Source organism: Mycolicibacterium sp. Y3 (assembly GCF_051188035.1).
Taxonomy (GTDB): Bacteria; Actinomycetota; Actinomycetes; order Mycobacteriales; family Mycobacteriaceae; genus Mycobacterium; species Mycobacterium fluoranthenivorans.
Genome location: NZ_JAVQLT010000001.1, coordinates 4,570,492 through 4,589,747, shown reverse-complemented (window position 1 = coordinate 4,589,747; position 19,256 = coordinate 4,570,492). Strand labels below are relative to the sequence as shown.

The 19,256-nt window shown below is 69.4% G+C and carries 19 protein-coding genes; 14 read left to right on the top strand and 5 right to left on the bottom strand.

The annotated features are described in order from the left end of the window. Positions 1-72: 72 nt before the first annotated feature. Entirely contained in the window at positions 73-780 is a 708-nt protein-coding gene (locus QN239_RS22440; protein ID WP_499013694.1) for a hypothetical protein, read from the top strand. Between the two features lie 34 nt (positions 781-814). On the opposite strand, the gene QN239_RS22435 is transcribed toward QN239_RS22440, so the two are convergent. The 3 genes from QN239_RS22435 to QN239_RS22425 all read right to left on the bottom strand — a co-directional run bounded on the left by QN239_RS22435 (position 815) and on the right by QN239_RS22425 (position 4,471). Then, positions 815-2,056 carry a glycosyltransferase family 4 protein gene (locus QN239_RS22435; RefSeq protein ID WP_499013692.1) on the bottom strand — a complete coding sequence of 414 codons (1,242 nt, stop codon included), beginning with the start codon at positions 2,054-2,056 and terminating at the stop codon, positions 815-817. A 94-nt stretch (positions 2,057-2,150) separates the two neighbouring features. Further along, a complete protein-coding gene (locus tag QN239_RS22430; protein ID WP_499013690.1) occupies positions 2,151-3,695 on the bottom strand; it encodes a 1,4-alpha-glucan branching protein domain-containing protein in 1,545 nt (514 codons plus the stop codon). Then, entirely contained in the window at positions 3,692-4,471 is a 780-nt protein-coding gene (locus QN239_RS22425) for a class I SAM-dependent methyltransferase (protein ID WP_499013689.1), read from the bottom strand. Before QN239_RS22425 ends, QN239_RS22430 begins: the two co-directional genes overlap by 4 nt. Positions 4,472-4,667: 196 nt before the next feature. On the opposite strand from QN239_RS22425, the gene QN239_RS22420 reads away from it, so the two are divergent. The 9 genes from QN239_RS22420 to QN239_RS22380 all read left to right on the top strand — a co-directional run bounded on the left by QN239_RS22420 (position 4,668) and on the right by QN239_RS22380 (position 13,454). Next, positions 4,668-5,459, top strand: coding sequence for an electron transfer flavoprotein subunit beta/FixA family protein (locus tag QN239_RS22420; RefSeq protein ID WP_090357020.1), 792 nt, complete (start codon positions 4,668-4,670; stop codon positions 5,457-5,459). Positions 5,460-5,496: 37 nt separating this feature from the next. Next, on the top strand, positions 5,497-6,453 hold the full coding sequence (locus QN239_RS22415; protein WP_499013687.1) for an electron transfer flavoprotein subunit alpha/FixB family protein: 957 nt from the start codon (positions 5,497-5,499) through the stop codon (positions 6,451-6,453). Between the two features lie 172 nt (positions 6,454-6,625). Further along, positions 6,626-7,504, top strand: a complete 879-nt coding sequence (locus QN239_RS22410) for a GNAT family N-acetyltransferase (RefSeq protein ID WP_499013686.1) — start codon at positions 6,626-6,628, stop codon at positions 7,502-7,504. Beyond that, complete coding sequence (locus tag QN239_RS22405) at positions 7,501-8,325, top strand: lysophospholipid acyltransferase family protein (protein WP_499013685.1); 825 nt, start codon at positions 7,501-7,503, stop codon at positions 8,323-8,325. Before QN239_RS22410 ends, QN239_RS22405 begins: the two co-directional genes overlap by 4 nt. Before the next feature lie 47 nt (positions 8,326-8,372). Next, the gene (locus QN239_RS22400) at positions 8,373-9,557 is read left to right on the top strand and encodes a cysteine desulfurase family protein (protein ID WP_499013683.1); all 1,185 of its coding nucleotides are present in this window, start codon (positions 8,373-8,375) and stop codon (positions 9,555-9,557) included. Next, positions 9,557-10,624, top strand: coding sequence for a tRNA 2-thiouridine(34) synthase MnmA (mnmA, locus tag QN239_RS22395; protein WP_499013680.1), 1,068 nt, complete (start codon positions 9,557-9,559; stop codon positions 10,622-10,624). Before QN239_RS22400 ends, mnmA begins: the two co-directional genes overlap by 1 nt. 54 nt (positions 10,625-10,678) lie before the next feature. Beyond that, complete coding sequence (locus QN239_RS22390) at positions 10,679-11,692, top strand: uroporphyrinogen decarboxylase/cobalamine-independent methonine synthase family protein (RefSeq protein ID WP_499013677.1); 1,014 nt, start codon at positions 10,679-10,681, stop codon at positions 11,690-11,692. A gap of 50 nt (positions 11,693-11,742) precedes the next feature. Then, complete coding sequence (locus tag QN239_RS22385) at positions 11,743-12,480, top strand: hypothetical protein (RefSeq protein WP_499013674.1); 738 nt, start codon at positions 11,743-11,745, stop codon at positions 12,478-12,480. A gap of 62 nt (positions 12,481-12,542) precedes the next feature. Next, complete coding sequence (locus QN239_RS22380) at positions 12,543-13,454, top strand: alpha/beta fold hydrolase (RefSeq protein ID WP_499013671.1); 912 nt, start codon at positions 12,543-12,545, stop codon at positions 13,452-13,454. A gap of 13 nt (positions 13,455-13,467) precedes the next feature. On the opposite strand, the gene QN239_RS22375 is transcribed toward QN239_RS22380, so the two are convergent. Continuing rightward, the gene (locus tag QN239_RS22375) at positions 13,468-13,866 is read right to left on the bottom strand and encodes an MmcQ/YjbR family DNA-binding protein (RefSeq protein WP_499013669.1); all 399 of its coding nucleotides are present in this window, start codon (positions 13,864-13,866) and stop codon (positions 13,468-13,470) included. A gap of 67 nt (positions 13,867-13,933) precedes the next feature. Here QN239_RS22375 and QN239_RS22370 point away from each other — a divergent pair, with 67 nt between their 5' ends. Then, complete coding sequence (locus tag QN239_RS22370) at positions 13,934-14,539, top strand: class I SAM-dependent methyltransferase (protein WP_499013666.1); 606 nt, start codon at positions 13,934-13,936, stop codon at positions 14,537-14,539. 42 nt (positions 14,540-14,581) lie between these two features. After that, positions 14,582-16,642 carry an NAD-dependent DNA ligase LigA gene (gene ligA, locus QN239_RS22365; protein ID WP_499013664.1) on the top strand — a complete coding sequence of 687 codons (2,061 nt, stop codon included), beginning with the start codon at positions 14,582-14,584 and terminating at the stop codon, positions 16,640-16,642. Here ligA and QN239_RS22360 read toward each other — a convergent pair. Further along, positions 16,639-17,298, bottom strand: a complete 660-nt coding sequence (locus QN239_RS22360; RefSeq protein WP_499013662.1) for an ACT domain-containing protein — start codon at positions 17,296-17,298, stop codon at positions 16,639-16,641. The genes ligA and QN239_RS22360 overlap by 4 nt on opposite strands. A gap of 132 nt (positions 17,299-17,430) precedes the next feature. Between QN239_RS22360 and gatC the strand changes: the two genes are divergently transcribed. Both gatC and gatA read left to right on the top strand, forming a co-directional pair. Further along, positions 17,431-17,760: an Asp-tRNA(Asn)/Glu-tRNA(Gln) amidotransferase subunit GatC gene (gene gatC / locus QN239_RS22355; protein ID WP_499013660.1), complete on the top strand. Its 330-nt coding sequence runs from the start codon at positions 17,431-17,433 to the stop codon at positions 17,758-17,760. After that, positions 17,757-19,238, top strand: a complete 1,482-nt coding sequence (gatA, locus tag QN239_RS22350; protein ID WP_499013658.1) for an Asp-tRNA(Asn)/Glu-tRNA(Gln) amidotransferase subunit GatA — start codon at positions 17,757-17,759, stop codon at positions 19,236-19,238. The genes gatC and gatA overlap by 4 nt, the downstream gene beginning before the upstream one ends. The last annotated feature ends 18 nt before the right edge of the window (positions 19,239-19,256 follow it).

Here is a 19,256-nt window from a genome sequence, read left to right as displayed (position 1 = left end):
GTTCGGTTTGGCGCGCTACCGACGACTCACCTGTGTGCACCGGGCGACCGCTTGGTGAGGTGGGGGGGCCATGTGGACGGGTCGACATTGCGCAACCGCGGGATGATGCCGCGAAGCGTTGTCGCGGCGATCGCGGTGGCGGGCGCACTCACCGGCTGCGGCTCGTCGTCTGCGCCGGCTCCCGAGTCGGCGCCCGGCTGTCTGCCGGTGACGGGGTCGCAGTGGGCGTCCGCGCCGGACACCGCGGGACATCCGGTGCACGTGGAGCTGCCGCAGCCGCCGGGGTGGAGTGCCAGCCCCGAACTCGCCGGACAACTCGTCGCTGCGCTGACCGAGGCGGGTGGCGCGCCGGCGCCGGTCAGCGTGCTGGCTCTGGTCGGGCCGGAGATCGGCGAGAGCGCCCCGACCCCGACGGTGGTGGCCTCGGTCTTCGACATCACCGCGACGCGCGGCGCGTCAGCACCGCAGGACTATCTCGCCACCGAGATCAAGGACTACGCCGATGCGATCGCTGCCGGCGGTGGCAGCCGCCTCGACGCGCAATCCGCGACCACGTTGTGCGGCTATCCCGCCCGCTCCTATGTGACCCACCGTCCGCCCGGCCCGCTGCAGCCACGTCCCGGCGTGACGTTCGACATTCGAGCGGTGGTGCCCGCCGAGGGGCGCAGCTACGAAGTCCAGGTGGGATTGTCACCGCACGACAGCACCGCGGCAGTCCTGCGCACCGATTTCGCCACGATCCTGGCGGGTATCCGGGTCATCACTCGGGGAGCGGACTGATTCACCAGACCGGGCGTGCCGGTCCAGCTGGATCTCAGCGGTCGGGCAGCGCGTGCTCGACGATCGGCCGGCGCGGAAGCGGTTCGCGTTCACCGCGTTTGGCGGCCAAATACACCTGAGCGGTCTCGGCCGCGACGGTGTGCCAGTCGAAGTCGTGGTTGAGTCGCTCCCGCGCGGCGACCGCGCGCCGCTGTGCGGCGGCGGGATCGTCGAGCACGGTGCGCACCGCCGTCGCCAGAGCGGCGACGTCGTGTGGCGGGAAGGACACCCCGGTCTCACCGTCGATGACGGCCTCGCCGAGTCCACCCACATTGGAGGTGACCAACGGCGTCCCGGTGGCGGCGGCCTCCAGCGCCACGATGCCGAATGGTTCGTAGTGGCTGGGCAATACGGCCGCGTCGACGGTGTGCAGCAACTGCACCAGCTCGGCGTGGTCCAGGCGTCCGACGAAGTCGACCGCTTTGAGCACCTTGTGCTTACGGGCCTGCTCGCCGAGCCAGTCCCGCTGGGTGCCGTCGCCGGCGACGACCAACCTGGTGCCGGGGTGCGTGCGCCGGATCCGGGGGAGTGCGGCGATCGCGTCCTGCACACCCTTCTCGTATTCCAGCCGTCCCAGGAACAGCAACCGGGCCGGGCCGTCGTGAGCGGTGCGCCGCGCGAACGGCCATGCGGCCGAATCGATCCCGTTGCGGATGACATGCGTTTCGGCCAATCCGGGACCGAACAGCTCGACGATCTCGTCGCCCATGGACGCCGAACAGGTGATCAGCGAATCGGATTCGCGCACCAGCCAGGACTCGGCCGCATGCACCTGCCGGCTGATCGCGCCCGACACCCAGCCGGAGTGACGGCCGGCTTCGGTCGCATGGATGGTGGAAACCAAAGGCACATCGAAGAATTCGGCCAAGGCGATGGCGGGGTGGGCAACCAGCCAATCATGGGCGTGCACGACATCGGGATACCAGGCGTGTTCGCCCCGAGTGCCGAAGGCCAGCCCGGCGCGGGTCATGGAGTGACCCATGGCCAGTACCCAGGCCATCATGTCGGTGCCGAAATCGAATTCGTGCGGGTCCTCCGCGGCGGCGACCACGCGCACGCCCTCGGACATCTCGTCGGTGGACGGATGTGTACTCGGATCGGTACCGGTGGGCCGCCGGCACAGCACGACGACCTCATGGCCGGCTTCGGCCAGGGCGGTGGCGAGGTGGTGCACGTGCCGGCCGAGTCCGCCGACCACCACCGGCGGGTACTCCCAGGACACCATCAGGATCTTCATGCGAGCGCACCGTCGGCCAGTGACGAACGTGCGCAAAGTGCACGGTGTGCACGGCGTGTCGGTGTCCAAACACGCACGCTCGCGGGCGATGTGCTCATCGCGGCAACCTCCTGGCATCGAGTGCGCCGAAGAGTCCGTCGGCGCGGTTCCAGTCATCGGCCAGGCGCTGGGCCTGATCACGGCGCCCCGACGCCAGCGCCCCGGCGATCTCGCGGGTGGCGTGTGCGTGCAGATGGGCCCGGTAGCGGGCGTATTCGGCCGCCGAGTCCTTGCTCACCATGAACGGCCAGTCGCTGGACACGGTGAGCAGGGTTTCGCGCAGGATCTGGTCGGCGACCCGGTCGCGGGTGTGTGGTGCGTCGGTCTGGTCCAACGCCTTGTCCACCGCGGCCAGCGCGGTGTCGACCACCTCGGCGTTGAGGCGCACCAGGTCGGCCACCTTCTCGCCGTTCCAGACTTGCCAGTTCTTGCCGGAACCCCAAGAGCTGGACGGCAATTCGACCGGCGCGCCGACGAATCCGTCCGCGATGGCGTCGGACAGCGTGCCGACCCGGACGCCGGCCTCGGGCAGTGCCCGCAGCAGTCGCTCCAGCCACAGCGGGCCCTCATGCCACCAGTGGCCGAATAGTTCGGTGTCGAAGGCCGCCACCACATGCGCCGGGCGCCCGGTGCGGTCGGCCTCGTCGATCAGCCTGCGCCGCACCACCTCCACGAAATCGGCCACATGCGCATCCACCGCGCGATCGGCGCGCTGCGGGTCGTAGGGGGCTTTCTCGGCGGAGGGCACGTTGCGGCCGGTGACCCGTGCCGGCTTGAGACCGGTCAGGTGGTCGTACGTGTGGAAGTCGCGGTAGGCGGCGTGCCCCGGGTAGCCGGATTTCGGTGACCACACCCGATAGCTGACCTGCAGATCGCGGCCGAAGGCGACGACATTGGACGTGCCGACCGGACGGCCCACCGCGGTGTCACCGTGCAGGGACGGGCCGTCGACCATGAAATGACTGACACCGGCTGCGGCATAACCGGTTTCCATCCCGGGCGCGTAGGCGCACTCGGGGGCCCAGATGCCGGTGGGGGTGTGCGCGAACCGGTACTGGGCATCGGCGAGGCCCTCGCGCAGAGCGAACTCGCGCAGCCGCGGATTCAGCAGGGGCTGGAACGGGTGGGCCAGCGGCCCGCCCAGCAGTTCGATGGTGCCGGCGTCGATGAGCTGACGCAGCAGTGGGCTGGCACCGTGGGCCCACAGTGAGGTGAATTCGTCGAGGGCGCGCCCGGCCGCTTCGAACTCATGGATGCCGAACTGCCGCATGGCTTCTGGGGCGGCGAAGGCGGTGCCCGAGGCGACGGTGGTGGCCTCCAGGGCGCGCAGCTGCCAGTTGGCCAGCCAGTGGTGCATCCCGGTCAGGCAGTACGGGTCGTCCAGCTGGGCGGTGACCACCGGGGTCATGCCGAGGCTGACCAGGTGTCCGCGCCCTTCGGCGGCCAGCGTGCGCAGCACCCGCATCAACGGCAGGTACGCCGCCGCCCACGACTGGTAGAGCCACTCCTCACCGACCGGCCAGCGGCCGTGATGGGCCAGCCACGGTAGGTGGGTGTGCAGGACCAGGGTGAACAGCCCCGGGGTCTGCTCCCCACTCATGGCCTGATCGCGATCGCCACCAGGTCCAGGCTGTCATCGATGGGGCGTGCGTCGGTCAGATCGAAATCGTCGCTGCGCACCGCGGCGACATCGGCCAGCAGCTCGTCGGACCACGGTGCGTCGGCGACCGCGCGGGCGATCTGCGCGTCGATGATCGATCCGCCGTGCCGGGCGTCGATGGCCGAGAGGCCCGCCCCGTGGAAGACCCCGAGCATGGCCTCCATCGCGAAGCCGCCCTCGGTGAGCAGTTCGGTCAGCTCGTCGGCATTGAGCTCGCGGGTGTGGAACGGGTTGAGCGGCGTATCGCGACCGGGGGAGAAGGTGATCCGGTTCGGGGTGGACATCAGCAGCACACCGCCGGGCCGAAGTACCCGGAAACACTCGGCCACGAACTGGCCCTGATCCCAGAGATGCTCGATGACCTGGAAGTTCACCACCACGTCCACGGAGGCGTCGGCCAGGGGCAGGTTGGCGAGATTCCCCAGGTGCATCTGCACGCGCGGGTAGCGGGCGCGGATGTGCGCCACCGCGGATTCGTCGTAGTCCACCCCGATGACCTGGCGGGCGACACCGGCGATGAGATCGGCGCCGTACCCCTCCCCGGGGCCGGCTTCCAGAACGTCGAGACCGGCGCAGCGCTCGGCAAGGCGCTGGTAGACGACCTCGTGCCGGCGAAACCAGTAATTCTCCTCGGCGAGGCCGGGGATGGTGCGTTCACCGGTCAGCGGCAGTGACGGCTGCGCGCCCGGGTTGTCGACCGAACCGAATGTGCTCATTGGAAGGCAGGCTAACCCGTGATGACGTGTTCGCGAACGGATGCCCGGCGACTGTGGGGTCTGAATGAGTGGATTGACCAGTTATGGTGTCCTTGCGCGCCGTCAAAGTTACCGAGCAGTAACCTGGTGGCCGTTACGCATTACGTGATATGCCCAGGCCGGCTGCCGGCCTCATCGAGGAGGACGAACCACAGTCATGACGAACATCGTGGTCCTGATCAAGCAGGTCCCTGACACCTGGTCGGAGCGCAAGCTCACCGACGGCGACTTCACTCTCGACCGGGAAGCGGCCGACGCCGTTCTCGACGAGATCAATGAGCGCGCCGTCGAGGAAGCGCTGTTGATCAAGGAGCGCGAGGGCGGCGACAGCACCGTGACCGTGCTCACCGCTGGTCCCGAGCGTGCCACCGAAGCCATCCGTAAGGCCCTGTCCATGGGTGCCGACAAGGCGGTTCACCTCAAGGACGACGGTCTGCACGGTTCCGATGTCGTCCAGACCGGCTGGGCGCTGGCCCGCGCGCTGGGCACCATCGAGGGCACCGAGCTGGTCATCGCCGGCAACGAGGCCACCGACGGCGTCGGCGGCGCGGTTCCCGCGGTCATCGCCGAGTACCTCGGCCTGCCGCAGCTGACCCACGTGCGCAAGCTGAACGTCGAGGGCGGCAAGGTCACCGCCGAGCGTGAGACCGATGAGGGCGTCTTCGGCCTCGAAGCCACGCTGCCGGCCGTGGTCAGCGTGAACGAGAAGATCAACGAACCGCGCTTCCCGTCCTTCAAGGGCATCATGGCCGCGAAGAAGAAGGAAGTCACCGTCCTGACGCTGGCCGAGATCGGTGTCGAGGCCGACGAGGTGGGCGTGGCCAACGCCGGCACCAAGGTGCTGTCGTCCACCCCGAAGCCGCCGAAGACCGCGGGCGAGAAGATCACCGACGAAGGCGAAGGCGGCACCAAGATCGCCGAGTACCTGGTCGCCCAGAAGTTGATCTAGCAGCTGACCCCTCAGACACACACTTAAGGACATATTCATGGCTGAAGTACTTGTGCTCGTCGAGCACGCCGATGGTGCGCTGAAGAAGGTCAGCACCGAACTCATCACCGCCGCCCGTGTGCTGGGCGAGCCGTCTGCCGTCGTGGTGGCCGGTCCCGGCACCGCCGCCGGCCTGACCGACGGTCTGAAGGCCGCCGGAGCCGCCAAGATCTACGTCGCCGAGTCGGCCGATGTGGACAACTTCCTGGTCACCCCGAAGGTCGACGTGCTGGCCGCGCTGGCCGAGTCGGCCGCGCCGGCCGGTGTGATCATCGCCGCCACCGCCGAGGGCAAAGAGGTCGCCGGCCGGCTGGCCGCGCGCCTGGGCTCGGGTCTGCTCGTGGACATCGTCGAGCTCAAAGAGGGCGGCGTCGGCGTACACAGCATCTTCGGTGGCGCGTACACCGTGGAGGCCCAGGCCACCGGTGAACTCCCGGTGATCACCATCCGTCCGGGTGCCGTCGAGGCCGCCCCGGCCGACGGTGCCGGCGAGGTCGTCAACGTCGAGGTCCCGGCCCAGGCCGAGAATGCGACGAAGATCACGTCTCGCGAGCCGGTCGTCGGTGGCGACCGTCCGGAGCTCACCGAGGCCAGTGTCGTGGTCGCCGGTGGCCGCGGTGTCGGTAGCGAGGAGAACTTCAAGGTCGTCGAGGATCTCGCCGATTCGCTCGGCGCCGCCGTCGGTGCCTCGCGCGCCGCGGTGGACTCGGGCTACTACCCGGGCCAGTTCCAGGTCGGTCAGACCGGTAAGACCGTGTCGCCGCAGCTCTACATCGCGCTCGGCATCTCCGGTGCCATCCAGCACCGGGCCGGTATGCAGACGTCCAAGACGATCATCGCGGTCAACAAGGACGAAGAGGCGCCGATCTTCGAGATCACCGATCTCGGCATCGTCGGCGACCTGTTCAAGGTGACCCCGCAGCTCACCGAGGCCGTCAAGGCTCGCAAGGGCTAGTTCGTCGGCTACTTCGTCGGCACTGCCGAAACTGCCCCGAAACCTCGGTTTCGGGGCAGTTTTGCTGGGGGCACCTCCCTTTGGGGGATTGCGAACGGTGTTCACGTGGCGTGCACAGACACGTCACGCCTGCGATGCCACCTCGAGACCCGGCTGGGCGACGGTGCTGACTATGAGCACCGCATCTGTACTCATACCGGCCGATGACACCGATCAGATGACCGCTGGGGGTTCTCGGGCCGCCGCGGCCCACGGACCGCGCTACACCCTGTTGCTGTCCACCGACGCCGACGATATCGACGCCGCGCAGCGTCTCCGCCATGAGGTGTTCACCTCCGAACCCGGCTTCACCCTCACCTCGGCGAGCCCCGGCTTCGAGGAGGGCCGCGACGCCGACCGCTTCGACCAGTTCTGCGATCACCTGCTGGTGCGCGAGGACGGTTCCGGCGACCTGGTCGGCTGCTACCGGATGCTGCCGCCACCCGGCGCCATCGCGGCGGGCAGCCTCTACACCGCCACCGAATTCGACGTCCGGGCGCTGGACCCGCTGCGTCCGTCGCTGGTGGAGATGGGGCGTGCGGTGGTGCGCGCCGATCACCGCAACGGTGGTGTGGTGCTGCTGATGTGGGCCGGCATCCTGGCCTACCTGGACCGCTGCGGCTACGACTACGTCACCGGCTGCGTGTCGGTGCCCACCCATGTGGACGGCGAGGTGCCGGGCAGCCAGCTGCGCGGCGTCCGGGACTTCGTCCTGCGCCGCCACGGCGCGCCGGAGGAGTTCACCGTGCGTCCGTACCGCCCGGTGGTCATCGAAGGCCGTAGCCTCGACGAGATCGAGCCGCCCGCCCGGGTCGGTGTGCCCGCCCTCATGCGCGGCTACCTGCGCCTGGGCGCCGAGGTATGCGGTGAACCCGCGCACGACCCCGACTTCGGCGTCGGTGACTTCCCGGCGCTGCTGGACAAGCGCAAAGCCGACGTGCGGTACCTGAAGCGTCTGCGATCTGTGTCGCAGGCCACTGGGTCGGGAGAAGCGATGGGTGACGCACAATGAGCCACTCGTGGCTCCCGCAGGCCTCCTGCGACGCCAGTTGTATGCACGCCGGGTCCGCGCCGGTGGGCCCCCGGCCGATGGTCTGGCTGCGGACCACGTTCCGGGTGACCGCGGCCCTGCTGCTGATCCTGGCGGTGCCCTTGCTGGCGGTGCCCCTACCCGGCCGTTCCCACGTCCAGCGGGCCTACTGCCGGCTGATGCTGCGCTGTATCGGGGTGCGAATCACCGTGTCCGGTGGGCCGATCCGTAACCTGCGCGGTGTTCTGGTGGTCAGTGGGCACGTGTCCTGGGTGGATATCTTCGCGATCGGCGCGGTGATGCCGGGCTCGTTCGTGGCGCGGGCCGATCTCATCGACTGGCCCGCACTCGGTGTGCTGGCCCGGATCATGAAGGTCATCCCCATCGAGCGGGAGAGCCTGCGCCGGCTACCGGCCGTGGTCAGCGCGGTCGCCGCCCGGTTGCGCAACGGGCAGACCGTCGTCGCGTTCCCGGAGGGCACCACCTGGTGCGGCCTGGGTTACGGCGAGTTCCGGCCGGCCATGTTCCAAGCGGCGGTGGACGCCGCGCGACCCGTGCAGCCGCTTCGGCTGACCTACCACCACCGCGACGGCAGCCCGTCCACGGTGCCGGCCTATATCGGCGACGACACGCTGCTGGCGTCGATCCGGCGCCTGGTCACCGCCCGGCGCACGGTGGTGCACGTGCGGGTGGAATCGCTGCAGCTGCCGGGCGAGAGCCGGCGCGACCTTGCGGCACGCTGTGAGGCCGCGGTGCGCGGTGACATGGGCCGCCGTGCGCATGGGCACGCCTTGGTGGCCTGACCTGCGGAGGCAGGGGCCACTGCGGGGGCGGTTATCCTGGACAGGCTATGACCGCCGTCTACCTCGATCACGCCGCCACCACCCCGATGTACCCCGCTGCCATCGAGGCGATGACCGCCGTGCTCGCGACGGTCGGTAACGCCTCCTCGCTGCACACGGCGGGGCGTGCGGCACGGCGCCGGATGGAGGAGGCGCGCGAAGCGCTGGCCGGTGTGCTCGGCGCCCGGCCGTCGGAGGTCATCTTCACCGCAGGCGGCACCGAGAGCGACAACCTCGCGATCAAGGGCATCTACTGGGCCCGCCGCGCGGCCGAGCCGCAGCGGCGCCGGATCGTCACGACGCCGGTGGAGCACCACGCCGTGCTCGACGCCGTCGAATGGCTGGTGGAACACGAAGGTGCCGAGGTGACGTGGCTACCGGTCACCGCCGACGGTTCGGTGTCACCCGAGGCGTTGCGCGCCGTGCTCGCCGAGCACGACGATATCGCGCTGATCACGGCGATGTGGGCCAACAACGAGGTGGGCACCATCCTCCCGGTCGCCGAATTGGCCGCTATCGCAGCGGAATTCGATATACCGATGCACAGTGACGCGATTCAGGCCGTCGGGCACGTTCCGGTCGATTTCGCGGCCAGTGGACTGTCGGCGCTGTCGATCGCCGCGCACAAGTTCGGGGGACCGACCGGGGTGGGGGCGCTGCTGTTGCGCCGCGATACCGCGTGCGTGCCCTTGCTGCACGGCGGCGGACAGGAGCGCGATGTCCGTTCGGGCACACCGGATGTGGCCGGTGTGGTCGCGATGGCGACCGCGGCGAAGGTGGCGGTCGACGGTCTCGAGGTCAGCAGCGCCCGCGTTCGGGCGCTGCGTGACCGGCTGATCGACGGGGTGCGCACCACCATCGAGGATGTGGATGTCAACGGTGCGCTCGGGGACGGCCGGCTGCCCGGTAACGCGCACTTCACGTTTCGCGGTTGTGAGGGTGATTCGCTGCTGATGTTGTTGGATGCCAAGGGAATCGAGTGCTCGACCGGCTCGGCGTGCACGGCCGGGGTGGCCCAGCCTTCGCATGTGCTGCTGGCGATGGGCGCCGATCCGGCCACCGCTCGCGGGTCACTGCGACTGTCGCTGGGACACACCAGCACCGACGCCGATGTCGACGCCGCCCTGGACGCGCTGCCCGCCGCGGTACAGCGGGCGCGGGCGGCGGCGCTGGCCAGTGCGGGGGTGCTGTGATGCGCGTCCTGGTCGCGATGAGCGGCGGAGTGGACTCCTCGGTGGCGGCGGCCCGGATGGTCGACGCCGGTCATGACGTCGTCGGGGTCCATCTGGCGCTGTCCAGCACGCCGGGCACCCTGCGCACGGGATCGCGCGGGTGCTGTTCGAAGGAGGACGCCGGGGATGCGCGTCGCGTCGCCGACATCCTCGACATTCCGTTCTATGTCTGGGATTTCGCCGACCGTTTCAAAGAGGACGTGATCGACGATTTCGTCGACTCCTACGCACGCGGTGAGACCCCGAACCCGTGCGTGCGATGCAACGAGAAGATCAAGTTCTCCGCGCTGTCGGCCCGGGCACTGGCGCTGGGCTTCGACGCGGTGGCCAGCGGGCACTACGCCCGGCTGTCCGACGGCCGGCTCCGGCGCGCGGTGGACGCCGACAAGGATCAGTCCTACGTACTGGCTGTGCTGACGGCCGATCAGCTGCGTCACGCGCTGTTTCCGATCGGGGACACCCCCAAGCCGCAGATCCGCGAGGAGGCCGCCCGGCGCGGGCTGGCGGTGGCCGACAAGCCGGACAGCCACGACATCTGTTTCATCCCGTCCGGTGACACCCAGGCGTTTCTCGGAGCCAAGATCGGCATCCGGCCCGGCGCCGTCGTCGACGCCGGCGGCGCGGTGCTCGCCGAGCATGACGGTGTGCACGGTTTCACCATCGGTCAGCGCAAGGGCCTGGGTATCGCCGGGCCGGGTCCCGACGGGGCACCCCGCTACGTCACCGGGATCGACGCCGCGAGCGGCACCGTGCGGGTGGGTCCGGCCACCGACCTCGACATCTCCACACTGCGCGGCGAGAAGCCGGTGTTCACCTCCGGCACGGCGTTCGTCGGGCCGGTCGAATGCGTGCTGCAGGTGCGTGCCCATGGCGGTCTGGTCGACGCCGTCGTCGAGGTGCGCGACGGTGCGCTGCACGCCGACCTGCGGACCCCGTTGCGCGGTGTGGCCGCCGGTCAGACGATGGTGCTCTACCGGCCCGATCCGGCCGGGGACGAGGTCCTCGGCAGCGCGACCATCGCGCGCTGACGCTCAGCGAGGCCCGCATTCCCGCAGGTTAAGCCATCGAATACTGTTGGCCGCGTGAGTATTTTCGGCACTGCGACCGGCATCGGATCCTGGCCCGGCACGTCCGCGCGCGAGGCGGCCGAGGTGATCGTCGGCGAACTGCACGCGCTGCCGCACCTCGCCGAACTCCCCGGCCGCGGAATCGGTGCCGATCTGATCGGTCGGGCGGGCGCCCTGCTGGTCGATATCGGTATCGACACCGCCCCCCGCGCCTACCGCATCGCCCCTGGTCGCAGTGCCGTGCAGCGCCGCGCGGCGAGCCTGCTCGACGAGGATGTCGACGCGCTGGAAGAGGCCTGGGAGAAGGCCGGACTACGCGGCGTCCAGGGACGCACGGTCAAGGTGCAGGTGCCCGGGCCGATCACCCTGGCTGCTCAGTTGGAGCTGTCGAACGGGCACCGCGCGATCACTGACGCCGGTGCAGTGCGCGATCTGGCCGCATCCCTGGCCGAGGGGGTCGCCGTGCACCGTGCCACCGTGGCCCGGCGCATCGGGGCCGAGGTGGTGGTCCAGTTCGACGAGCCGACGCTGCCCGCGGCGTTGGCCGGCCGGCTCACCGGGGTGACGAGCCTGTCCTCGGTGCATCCCGTCGACGCGCCGGTGGCGGGCGGGTTGCTCGACGAATGTGCCCGACGCGTCGGGGGTGCCGTCGTCGTGCATTGCTGTGCTCCCGACCTGCCGTGGAAGCTCTTGCGGGACAGTGCCATCGATGCCGTGTCCGTCGATGTCGCGGTGCTGGGCGCGGCCGATCTGGATGGGGTCGGGGAGTTCGTGGAATCCGACCGCACGGTACTGCTTGGCGTCGTCTCGTCCACCGCGCCGACCACGCGGCCCACAGCCGATCAGGTGGCGGCCGCCGCGGCGAAGGTCACCGACCGGTTGGGGTTTCCGCGCGCGGTATTGCGCGACCGGATCGGCATCACACCGGCGTGCGGCCTGGCCGGCGCCACCGTGGACTGGGCGCGGACCGCGATCTCGCTGGCGCAGAAGGCCGCGGACGGACTGCATCAGGATCCCGACGCGATCTAGCCCGCAAACATCGGTTCGCAGTATGGTGAGGTTCGAACGCGGGGGAGACTGTGGATCGAGCGAAGCGGGCCGTAGCAGCGAGCGCTACCGCGCTCGCCGCCTTGGTGCTGGTCGGCGGGCCGACAGCGACCGTCGCGGCGGCCGCGCCGGGCGATTCCAGTCATTCGCACGGCGGCCAGCACGGCAACCGTGGCGGCGATCATCGCGGTGAGCGTGGGCCCCGCAGCGATTCCGGTGACGGTCGGGCCGGTGCCGACAACCGCAAGAGCAGTGTCGCCTACACGACCGGCGACAGCGAGACCGCCCGTCGCACCGATACCGCCACCGTGAGCCGCGCGCCGCAGACCGCGGCGAGTACCGGCGATTCGGAGTCGTCGACTGCGACACCGACCCTGTCCATCGCCGGGGCGCGGACCTCCTCCGGTTCGGATATGCCCCCCGCGGCCCCGGTTTTCGTCGCCCCGAAGGTGACCTTCGGGGATGGCCGTACCCCCGTGGACGGCGCGCGCCAACCGGTCGTGTCGGTGCCGCAGCCCGGGGTCGCGATCGCCCTGCCGCCGGTGGTGGTGGCGGTACCCGCGTCGCTCGGCATTGCGCCCGCGTCGGCGCCGCCGAGTGCGCCGCTGGACCTGTCCGCGTTGCACGGCTGGGACTCCGCCCGGCCCGGGCAGCCGATGACGTCGTGGTTCGGCCTCGCCGGGCTGCTGTTGATCCCGCTCGCCGGTGCGGCACTCGGTTACCGGCAGGCCCGCGCCGCCAAAGCGGCGTCCACCCTGGCCATTCGCTGACGGGTTCGGGCAAAACCCGCATGAGTCGATACCACCGGTACTGGATACCGTAGGTTGTACCCATGGAGAACCCGCCCGATCTGCCCGGCGTGCAGCACCGCTACCTCGATCTCGGCGACGGCGTGACGATTCACGTCGCCGAAGCCGGTCCCGAAGACGGACCGCCGGTGATGCTGGTGCACGGATTCCCGCAGAACTGGTGGGAATGGCGACGCCATATCGCGCCGCTCGCCGCCGACGGCTACCGGGTGTTGTGCCCCGATCTGCGGGGGGCCGGGTGGAGCTCGACTCCGCCGGGGGATCACTACTTCAAGAACGACCTCGCCGATGACCTGGCCGGTGTCGTCGATCGCCTCGGTGTCGGTCCGGTCCGCCTGGTCGCCCACGACTGGGGCGGTCCGGTCGCGACCATCTTCATGCTGCGCCATCCGGAGAAGGTGGCGTCATTTATGGGCATCAACACCGCGGTGCCCTGGCTCAAACGAGACCTCACGGCCTTGGTCAACATCTGGCGGATGTGGTACCAGGTTCCGATGATGCTGCCGGTCGTCGGCCCGCGCGTGATCGCCGACCCGAAGATGCGGTTCTTCCGGCTGCTGGGTTCGTGGGTGGGCGGCGACTTCGAAACCCCGCAGGAGGACATGGATTTCTACCGGGCGTGCCTGTCGCGGCCGGCGTACGCCCTGGCCGGCTCGAAGTGGTACCGCACCTTCCAGACCCGGGAGGCGGCGCGGTGGATGCGCGGCGAATTCGACCGATACCACGTGACGGTGCCGGTGCGCTGGCTGCACGGCACCGAGGATTCGGTGCTTACCCCGGAACTGCTGCGGGTGCTGCCCGAACACTGCTCGAACTTCGACCTCGAATTGGTGCCCGGCGCGGGACACTGGATCATCGAGGAACGCCCGGAACTTGTACTCGACCGGTTGCGCACCTTCCTGACCCTGGGCGCCGACGCGGGTAAATCTGCCTGAATGAGGTTGCCGCTCAAGCCTTTTCGTCGAGCTGCCGGATCAACTTCTTGGATGCCACGAGCCTAAAAGAGGCATCGACGAGTTCGCGGACCTCGCCCCAGTCCACCGTGCCCGCCGTCAGATCCAGGCCCAGCCAGCCGAACGGGCCCATATAGGCCGGGAAGAAGAACCGGCTGTCCGCCTCCAGTGCCCGGCGATCGGAATCGTCGACCTTGACCAGGAGTGAATAGGGATAGGCGACCATCCCGTCGGTGCTCTTGAGGTTGCCGCCGAACATCGTGAACATCTTCGGCGCGCAGAACACGGGCCGGCCCCACGAGACCTTCTCGAACGCGGTGGGAAAGCCCAGCGCGATCTCGCGGATCTCGGCCAGTCCGAAGTCGTCATCTCTGAACATCACGGGGTGCGGCACGGGAAGCAGTCTATTCCGCGGGCAATTGAGTTAGGCTTACCTAACTTATGCAGATGAGGAGGGTGATATGCCCACATCGTGGCTCGACACCGTGGTGCGCCAGACTCGGCGCGTCAGCGATATGCCCTATCCGCACTGGGTCTCGATCTTCCTGAACAACCCGGTCCGGCGTGTCATCGGTCGGCCCGGCGCCGTCATCGACGGGCTGATGCTCGGCGGTGACGAGCGGGTGCTGGAGATCGGGCCCGGCCCGGGCTACTACAGCACCGAGATCGCCAAGCGGGTGCCGCACGGGCACCTGCATCTGTTCGATGTGCAACCGCAGATGCTGGACAAGGCACGCCGCGCGATCGAGGGCGCGGGCTGCCGCAACGTCGAATCCCACTCCGGCGATGCCGGCGCCGGGTTGCCGTTCCCGGAGGACACCTTCGATGTGGCGTTCCTGGCGGCGGTGCTCGGTGAGGTGCCCGACAAGGAGATCTGCGTCCGTGGGTTGGCGCGGGTGCTGCGCCCGGGTGGGCTGCTGGTGTTCGTCGAAGGATTCGGGGACCCGGACCGCCAGAGCGTGCAGAGTCTGCGTGAACTGGTCGAGCCGCACGGTTTCGTGCTGCAGGGATGGGAAGGCACCACCTGGCGCGATGTGGTGCGGTTCCGGCTCTGGCCGCCCCTCTGAGCCTGCCAAGACCTGTCGGCGGGCTCGACTAGCCTCTTGGGCGTGAGCTCATCCGACTCTGAGGTACGCGGCCGTTGGCAGGAACTGGCCGAGGAGGTGCGGGGGCATCAGTTCCGGTACTACGTCAAAGACGCGCCCATCGTCTCCGACGCCGAGTTCGACACGCTGCTGCGCGAACTGGAGGCCCTGGAGGAGGCGCATCCGGAGTTGCGTACCCCCGACTCGCCGACCCAGCTGGTCGGCGGTGCCGGCTTCGCCACCGACTTCGCCTCCGCCGACCATCTGGAACGGATGTTGTCGCTGGACAACGTGTTCGACAGCGACGAACTGTCGGCATGGGCGGCCCGGATCAGCGCCGAGACCGGTGAGACCACCGAGTATCTCTGCGAACTGAAGATCGACGGTGTCGCGCTCGCGCTGGTCTACCGCGACGGCAGGCTGGTGCGTGCGGCCACCCGGGGTGACGGCCGCACCGGTGAAGACGTCACCCTCAACGCACGCACCATCGAGGACATCCCCGAACGGCTCATCGACTCCGCGGAGTTCCCGCTGCCCGCCGTCCTCGAGGTGCGTGGTGAGGTGTTCTTCCGGCTCACCGATTTCGAGGACCTCAATGCCGGTCTGGTGGCCGAGGGCAAGCCGCCGTTCGCCAACCCGCGAAACAGCGCAGCCGGGTCGCTGCGCCAGAAGAACCCGGCCGTCACCGCCCGGCGCCGGCTGCGGATGATCTGCCACGGGCTGGGCCTCGTGGACGGCACGACGTTCGCCTCATTGCACGACGCCTACCGCGCGCTCGGTCAGTGGGGGCTGCCCGTCTCGACGCACACCACCCGCGTGCAGGGCATCGCCGCGGTCGCCGAGCGGATCTCCTACTGGGGTGAGCACCGGCATGACGTCGAACACGAAATCGACGGCGTGGTGGTCAAAGTCGACCAGGTGGCGTTGCAACGCCGGCTCGGTGCGACATCGCGCGCACCCCGCTGGGCGGTGGCCTACAAGTATCCGCCCGAAGAGGTCACCACCAAACTGCTCGACATCAGGGTCAATGTCGGCCGCACCGGCCGGGTCACCCCGTTCGCCTACATGGAGCCGGTCAAGGTCGCCGGATCCACCGTCGGACTGGCCACCCTGCACAACGCCTCCGAGGTGAAGCGCAAGGGCGTGCTGATCGGCGACACCGTGGTGATCCGCAAGGCCGGTGACGTCATCCCCGAGGTGCTGGCGCCGGTGGTCGATCTGCGCGACGGTACCGAACGCGAATTCGTCATGCCCACAACATGTCCCGAGTGCGGCACCCCCCTGGCGCCGGCCAAGGAGGGCGACGCCGACATCCGGTGCCCCAACACGCGCAGTTGCCCGGCCCAGTTGCGCGAGCGCGTGTTCCACGTCGCGGGCCGCGGTGCCTTCGATATCGAAGGGCTCGGGTACGAAGCGGCGGTGGCGCTGTTGGCTGCCGGCGTGATCGATGACGAGGGCGACCTGTTCACCCTGACGGCCGACGATCTGTTGCGCACCGATCTGTTCACCACCAAGGCCGGCGAACTGTCCGCTAACGGCAAACGGCTGCTGGCCAATCTGGGTAAGGCCAAATCCCAGCCGCTGTGGCGTGTCCTGGTGGCGCTGTCCATCCGCCATGTGGGGCCGACGGCGGCGCGCGCGTTGGCCGGTGAGTTCGGCAGCCTCGACGCGGTGATGGCGGCGTCCGAGGAGCAGCTCGCCGCGGTCGAGGGTGTCGGTCCGACCATCGCCGCCGCCGTGATCGAGTGGTTCACCGTGGACTGGCACCGGGCCATCGTCGACAAGTGGCGTGCCGCAGGGGTGCGGATGGCCGATGAACGCGACGCGGGCATCGAACGGACCCTGGAAGGCCTGTCCATCGTCGTCACCGGGTCGCTGACCGGGTTCTCGCGCGACGAGGCCAAGGAGGCCATCCTGGTGCGTGGCGGCAAGGCGGCCGGCTCGGTGTCGAAGAAGACGGCTTATGTGGTGGCCGGGGACGCCCCGGGGTCCAAGTACGACAAGGCCATCGAACTCGGGGTGCCGGTCCTCGACGAGGACGGCTTTCGCGCACTGCTGGAGAACGGCCCGGCGCCGGCGGACTAACGCAGGATGGTGGCCACGATGCCGGCCAGGTAGCCCAGCCGCGCGACCTCCGACGGCCGGAAGGCGGGCCCGCCCGGGCGGCCCAACAGGACCGCGGTGCCGTGATCGCCCAGTGGGGCGGCGGCCAGGGTGGTGTCGATATCGCGCCAGACCTGAGGCACCCACGGCGCGCTGCCGTCGAGGACCGCGGCATGCTCGATCGGCAGCCAGGGCGCGGTCTGCGCAAGCGTTTCGGGTGCCCCCGGGCTGCCGACGATGGTCTCCAGCCCGTCTTCGGTCAGCCGCACGACGCTGCACCAGCCCACGCGCAACACCTTCGGGGCCTCGTCGGCGAGCATCTGCAGCTTGTCGCCCGCCGCGGCGATGTGGTCGATCAGCTCGAGTTCGCGGTGCGCCTCCAGCAGCCCGGTATGCGGCCGGATGCTGTCGACGTAGACACCCTGGATGTGTTCGGCGGCCGTGATCAGCGAATCGGGCATCGCACCGACCGGCAGGTCGACGACCAGATCGTCGATGGCGTAGCCCGCTCCGCGCTCGACCACGTCGAGGGACAGGATGTCGGCGCCCACCGAACCGAGCGCGACGGCCAGCGAGCCGAGGCTGCCCGGTCGGTCCTCCAGCTGGACCCGCAGCAGATATGACGGCACGCGTGACACCTTGTCACAGCGGCAGGTGCGCGGCGAACCGGCGGGCTGGCAGCGCAAGCGACCGGGGGATGACCCGGCGGGCAGGAGCGCAGCGACCGGGGGATTAAAAGGGGTGGAGCGCAGCGACTAGGCTTTCCAGTCGTGTCACAGATCTCCCGGGACGAGGTAGCCCACCTTGCGCGGCTGGCCCGGCTCGCCCTCACCGATGGCGAGTTGGACAGTTTCGCCGGTCAGCTCGACGCCATCCTGGCCCACGTCGGCCAGATCCAGTCCGTCGACGTCACGGGCGTCGAAGCCACGGACAATCCGCTTTCGCGGCGGCCCGGACAGGCGGAGTCGGGTGGCTACGCCAATGTGACGAGGCCGGATGAGGTCGTGCCGAGCCTCACCCAGGACCAGGCCCTTGCCGCCGCCCCGCGCGCCGAGGACGGTCGCTTCGCGGTGCCCCGCATCCTGGAAGAAGAAGAATGACCGAGTTGATCCGCGAGAACGCCGCCACGCTGGGCGCCAAGATCGCCGCGGGGGAGGTCACCTCGACCGAGGTCACCACCGCGCACCTGGACCAGATCGCCGCGACCGATGAGCGCTATCACGCGTTCCTGCACGTCGGCGCCGAGCAGGCACTGGCCGCGGCCGCCGAGGTCGACCGCCAGGTCGCCGCCGGTGAAGCGCTGCCGTCGCCGCTGGCCGGGGTGCCCCTGGCCCTCAAAGACGTCTTCACCACGATCGATGCGCCGACCACCGCCGGATCCAAGATCCTGGAGGGCTGGCGGTCCCCGTTCGACGCGACGGTCACCGCGAAGCTGCGGGCGGCCGGTATCCCGATTCTGGGCAAGACCAACATGGACGAGTTCGCGATGGGCAGCTCGACCGAGAACTCCGCGTACGGCCCCACCCGCAACCCATGGGATGTCGAGCGGGTGCCCGGCGGCTCCGGCGGCGGTAGCGCCGCCGCGCTCGCGGCGTTCCAGGCCCCGCTGGCCATCGGCACCGACACCGGTGGCTCGATCCGCCAGCCGGCCGCTCTCACCTCGACCGTCGGCGTCAAGCCGACGTACGGGACCGTCAGCCGGTACGGACTGATCGCCTGCGCGTCATCGCTGGACCAGGGCGGGCCGTGCGCCCGCACGGTGCTCGACACCGCGCTGCTGCACCAGGTGATCGCCGGCCACGACCCGCGCGACTCCACGTCGATCGACGTCCCGGTGCCCGATGTGGTGGGCGCCGCCAAGGCCGGCGCTCAAGGCGATCTGAAGGGTGTGCGGGTCGGCGTCGTCAAGCAGCTGCGTGGCGAGGGCTATCAGGCCGGCGTGCTGGCGTCGTTCCACGCCGCCGTCGAGCAGCTCACCGCCCTCGGCGCGGAGGTCATCGAGGTCGACTGCCCGAACTTCGACCACGCGATGGCGGCCTACTACCTGATCCTGCCCTCGGAGGTGTCGAGCAACCTGGCGCGCTTCGATGCCATGCGCTACGGCCTGCGGGTCGGCGACGACGGCACCCACAGCGCCGAAGAGGTCATGGCGCTGACTCGGGCCGCAGGGTTCGGGCCGGAGGTCAAGCGCCGCATCATGATCGGCACCTACGCACTGTCGGCGGGCTATTACGACGCCTATTACAACCAGGCCCAGAAGGTCCGCACGCTGATCGCCCGCGATCTGGACCGGGCCTACGAAAAGGTCGACGTCCTGGCCACCCCGGCCACTCCCTCGACGGCATTCCGCCTCGGGGAGAAGGTCGACGACCCGCTGGCCATGTACCTGTTCGACCTGTGCACCCTGCCGCTCAACCTGGCCGGGCACTGTGGCATGTCGGTGCCGTCGGGATTGTCGGCCGACGACGGGCTCCCGGTCGGACTGCAGATCATGGCCCCCGCCATGGCCGATGACCGGCTCTACCGGGTGGGTGCGGCCTATGAGGCGGCCCGGGGATCGCTGCCGACCGCGCTGTAAACGGGTTAGATAGGCGGC

What these genes read in the sequence shown, in the direction of transcription:
- QN239_RS22435 (WP_499013692.1), bottom strand. Translation starts at nt 2,056, where the DNA reads ATGAAGATCCTGATGGTGTCCTGGGAGTACCCGCCGGTGGTGGTCGGC.
- QN239_RS22430 (WP_499013690.1), bottom strand. Translation starts at nt 3,695, where the DNA reads ATGAGTGGGGAGCAGACCCCGGGGCTGTTCACCCTGGTCCTGCACACC.
- QN239_RS22425 (WP_499013689.1), bottom strand. Translation starts at nt 4,471, where the DNA reads ATGAGCACATTCGGTTCGGTCGACAACCCGGGCGCGCAGCCGTCACTG.
- QN239_RS22420 (WP_090357020.1), top strand. Translation starts at nt 4,668, where the DNA reads ATGACGAACATCGTGGTCCTGATCAAGCAGGTCCCTGACACCTGGTCG.
- QN239_RS22415 (WP_499013687.1), top strand. Translation starts at nt 5,497, where the DNA reads ATGGCTGAAGTACTTGTGCTCGTCGAGCACGCCGATGGTGCGCTGAAG.
- QN239_RS22410 (WP_499013686.1), top strand. Translation starts at nt 6,626, where the DNA reads ATGAGCACCGCATCTGTACTCATACCGGCCGATGACACCGATCAGATG.
- QN239_RS22405 (WP_499013685.1), top strand. Translation starts at nt 7,501, where the DNA reads ATGAGCCACTCGTGGCTCCCGCAGGCCTCCTGCGACGCCAGTTGTATG.
- QN239_RS22400 (WP_499013683.1), top strand. Translation starts at nt 8,373, where the DNA reads ATGACCGCCGTCTACCTCGATCACGCCGCCACCACCCCGATGTACCCC.
- mnmA (WP_499013680.1), top strand. Translation starts at nt 9,557, where the DNA reads ATGCGCGTCCTGGTCGCGATGAGCGGCGGAGTGGACTCCTCGGTGGCG.
- QN239_RS22380 (WP_499013671.1), top strand. Translation starts at nt 12,543, where the DNA reads ATGGAGAACCCGCCCGATCTGCCCGGCGTGCAGCACCGCTACCTCGAT.
- QN239_RS22370 (WP_499013666.1), top strand. Translation starts at nt 13,934, where the DNA reads ATGCCCACATCGTGGCTCGACACCGTGGTGCGCCAGACTCGGCGCGTC.
- gatA (WP_499013658.1), top strand. Translation starts at nt 17,757, where the DNA reads ATGACCGAGTTGATCCGCGAGAACGCCGCCACGCTGGGCGCCAAGATC.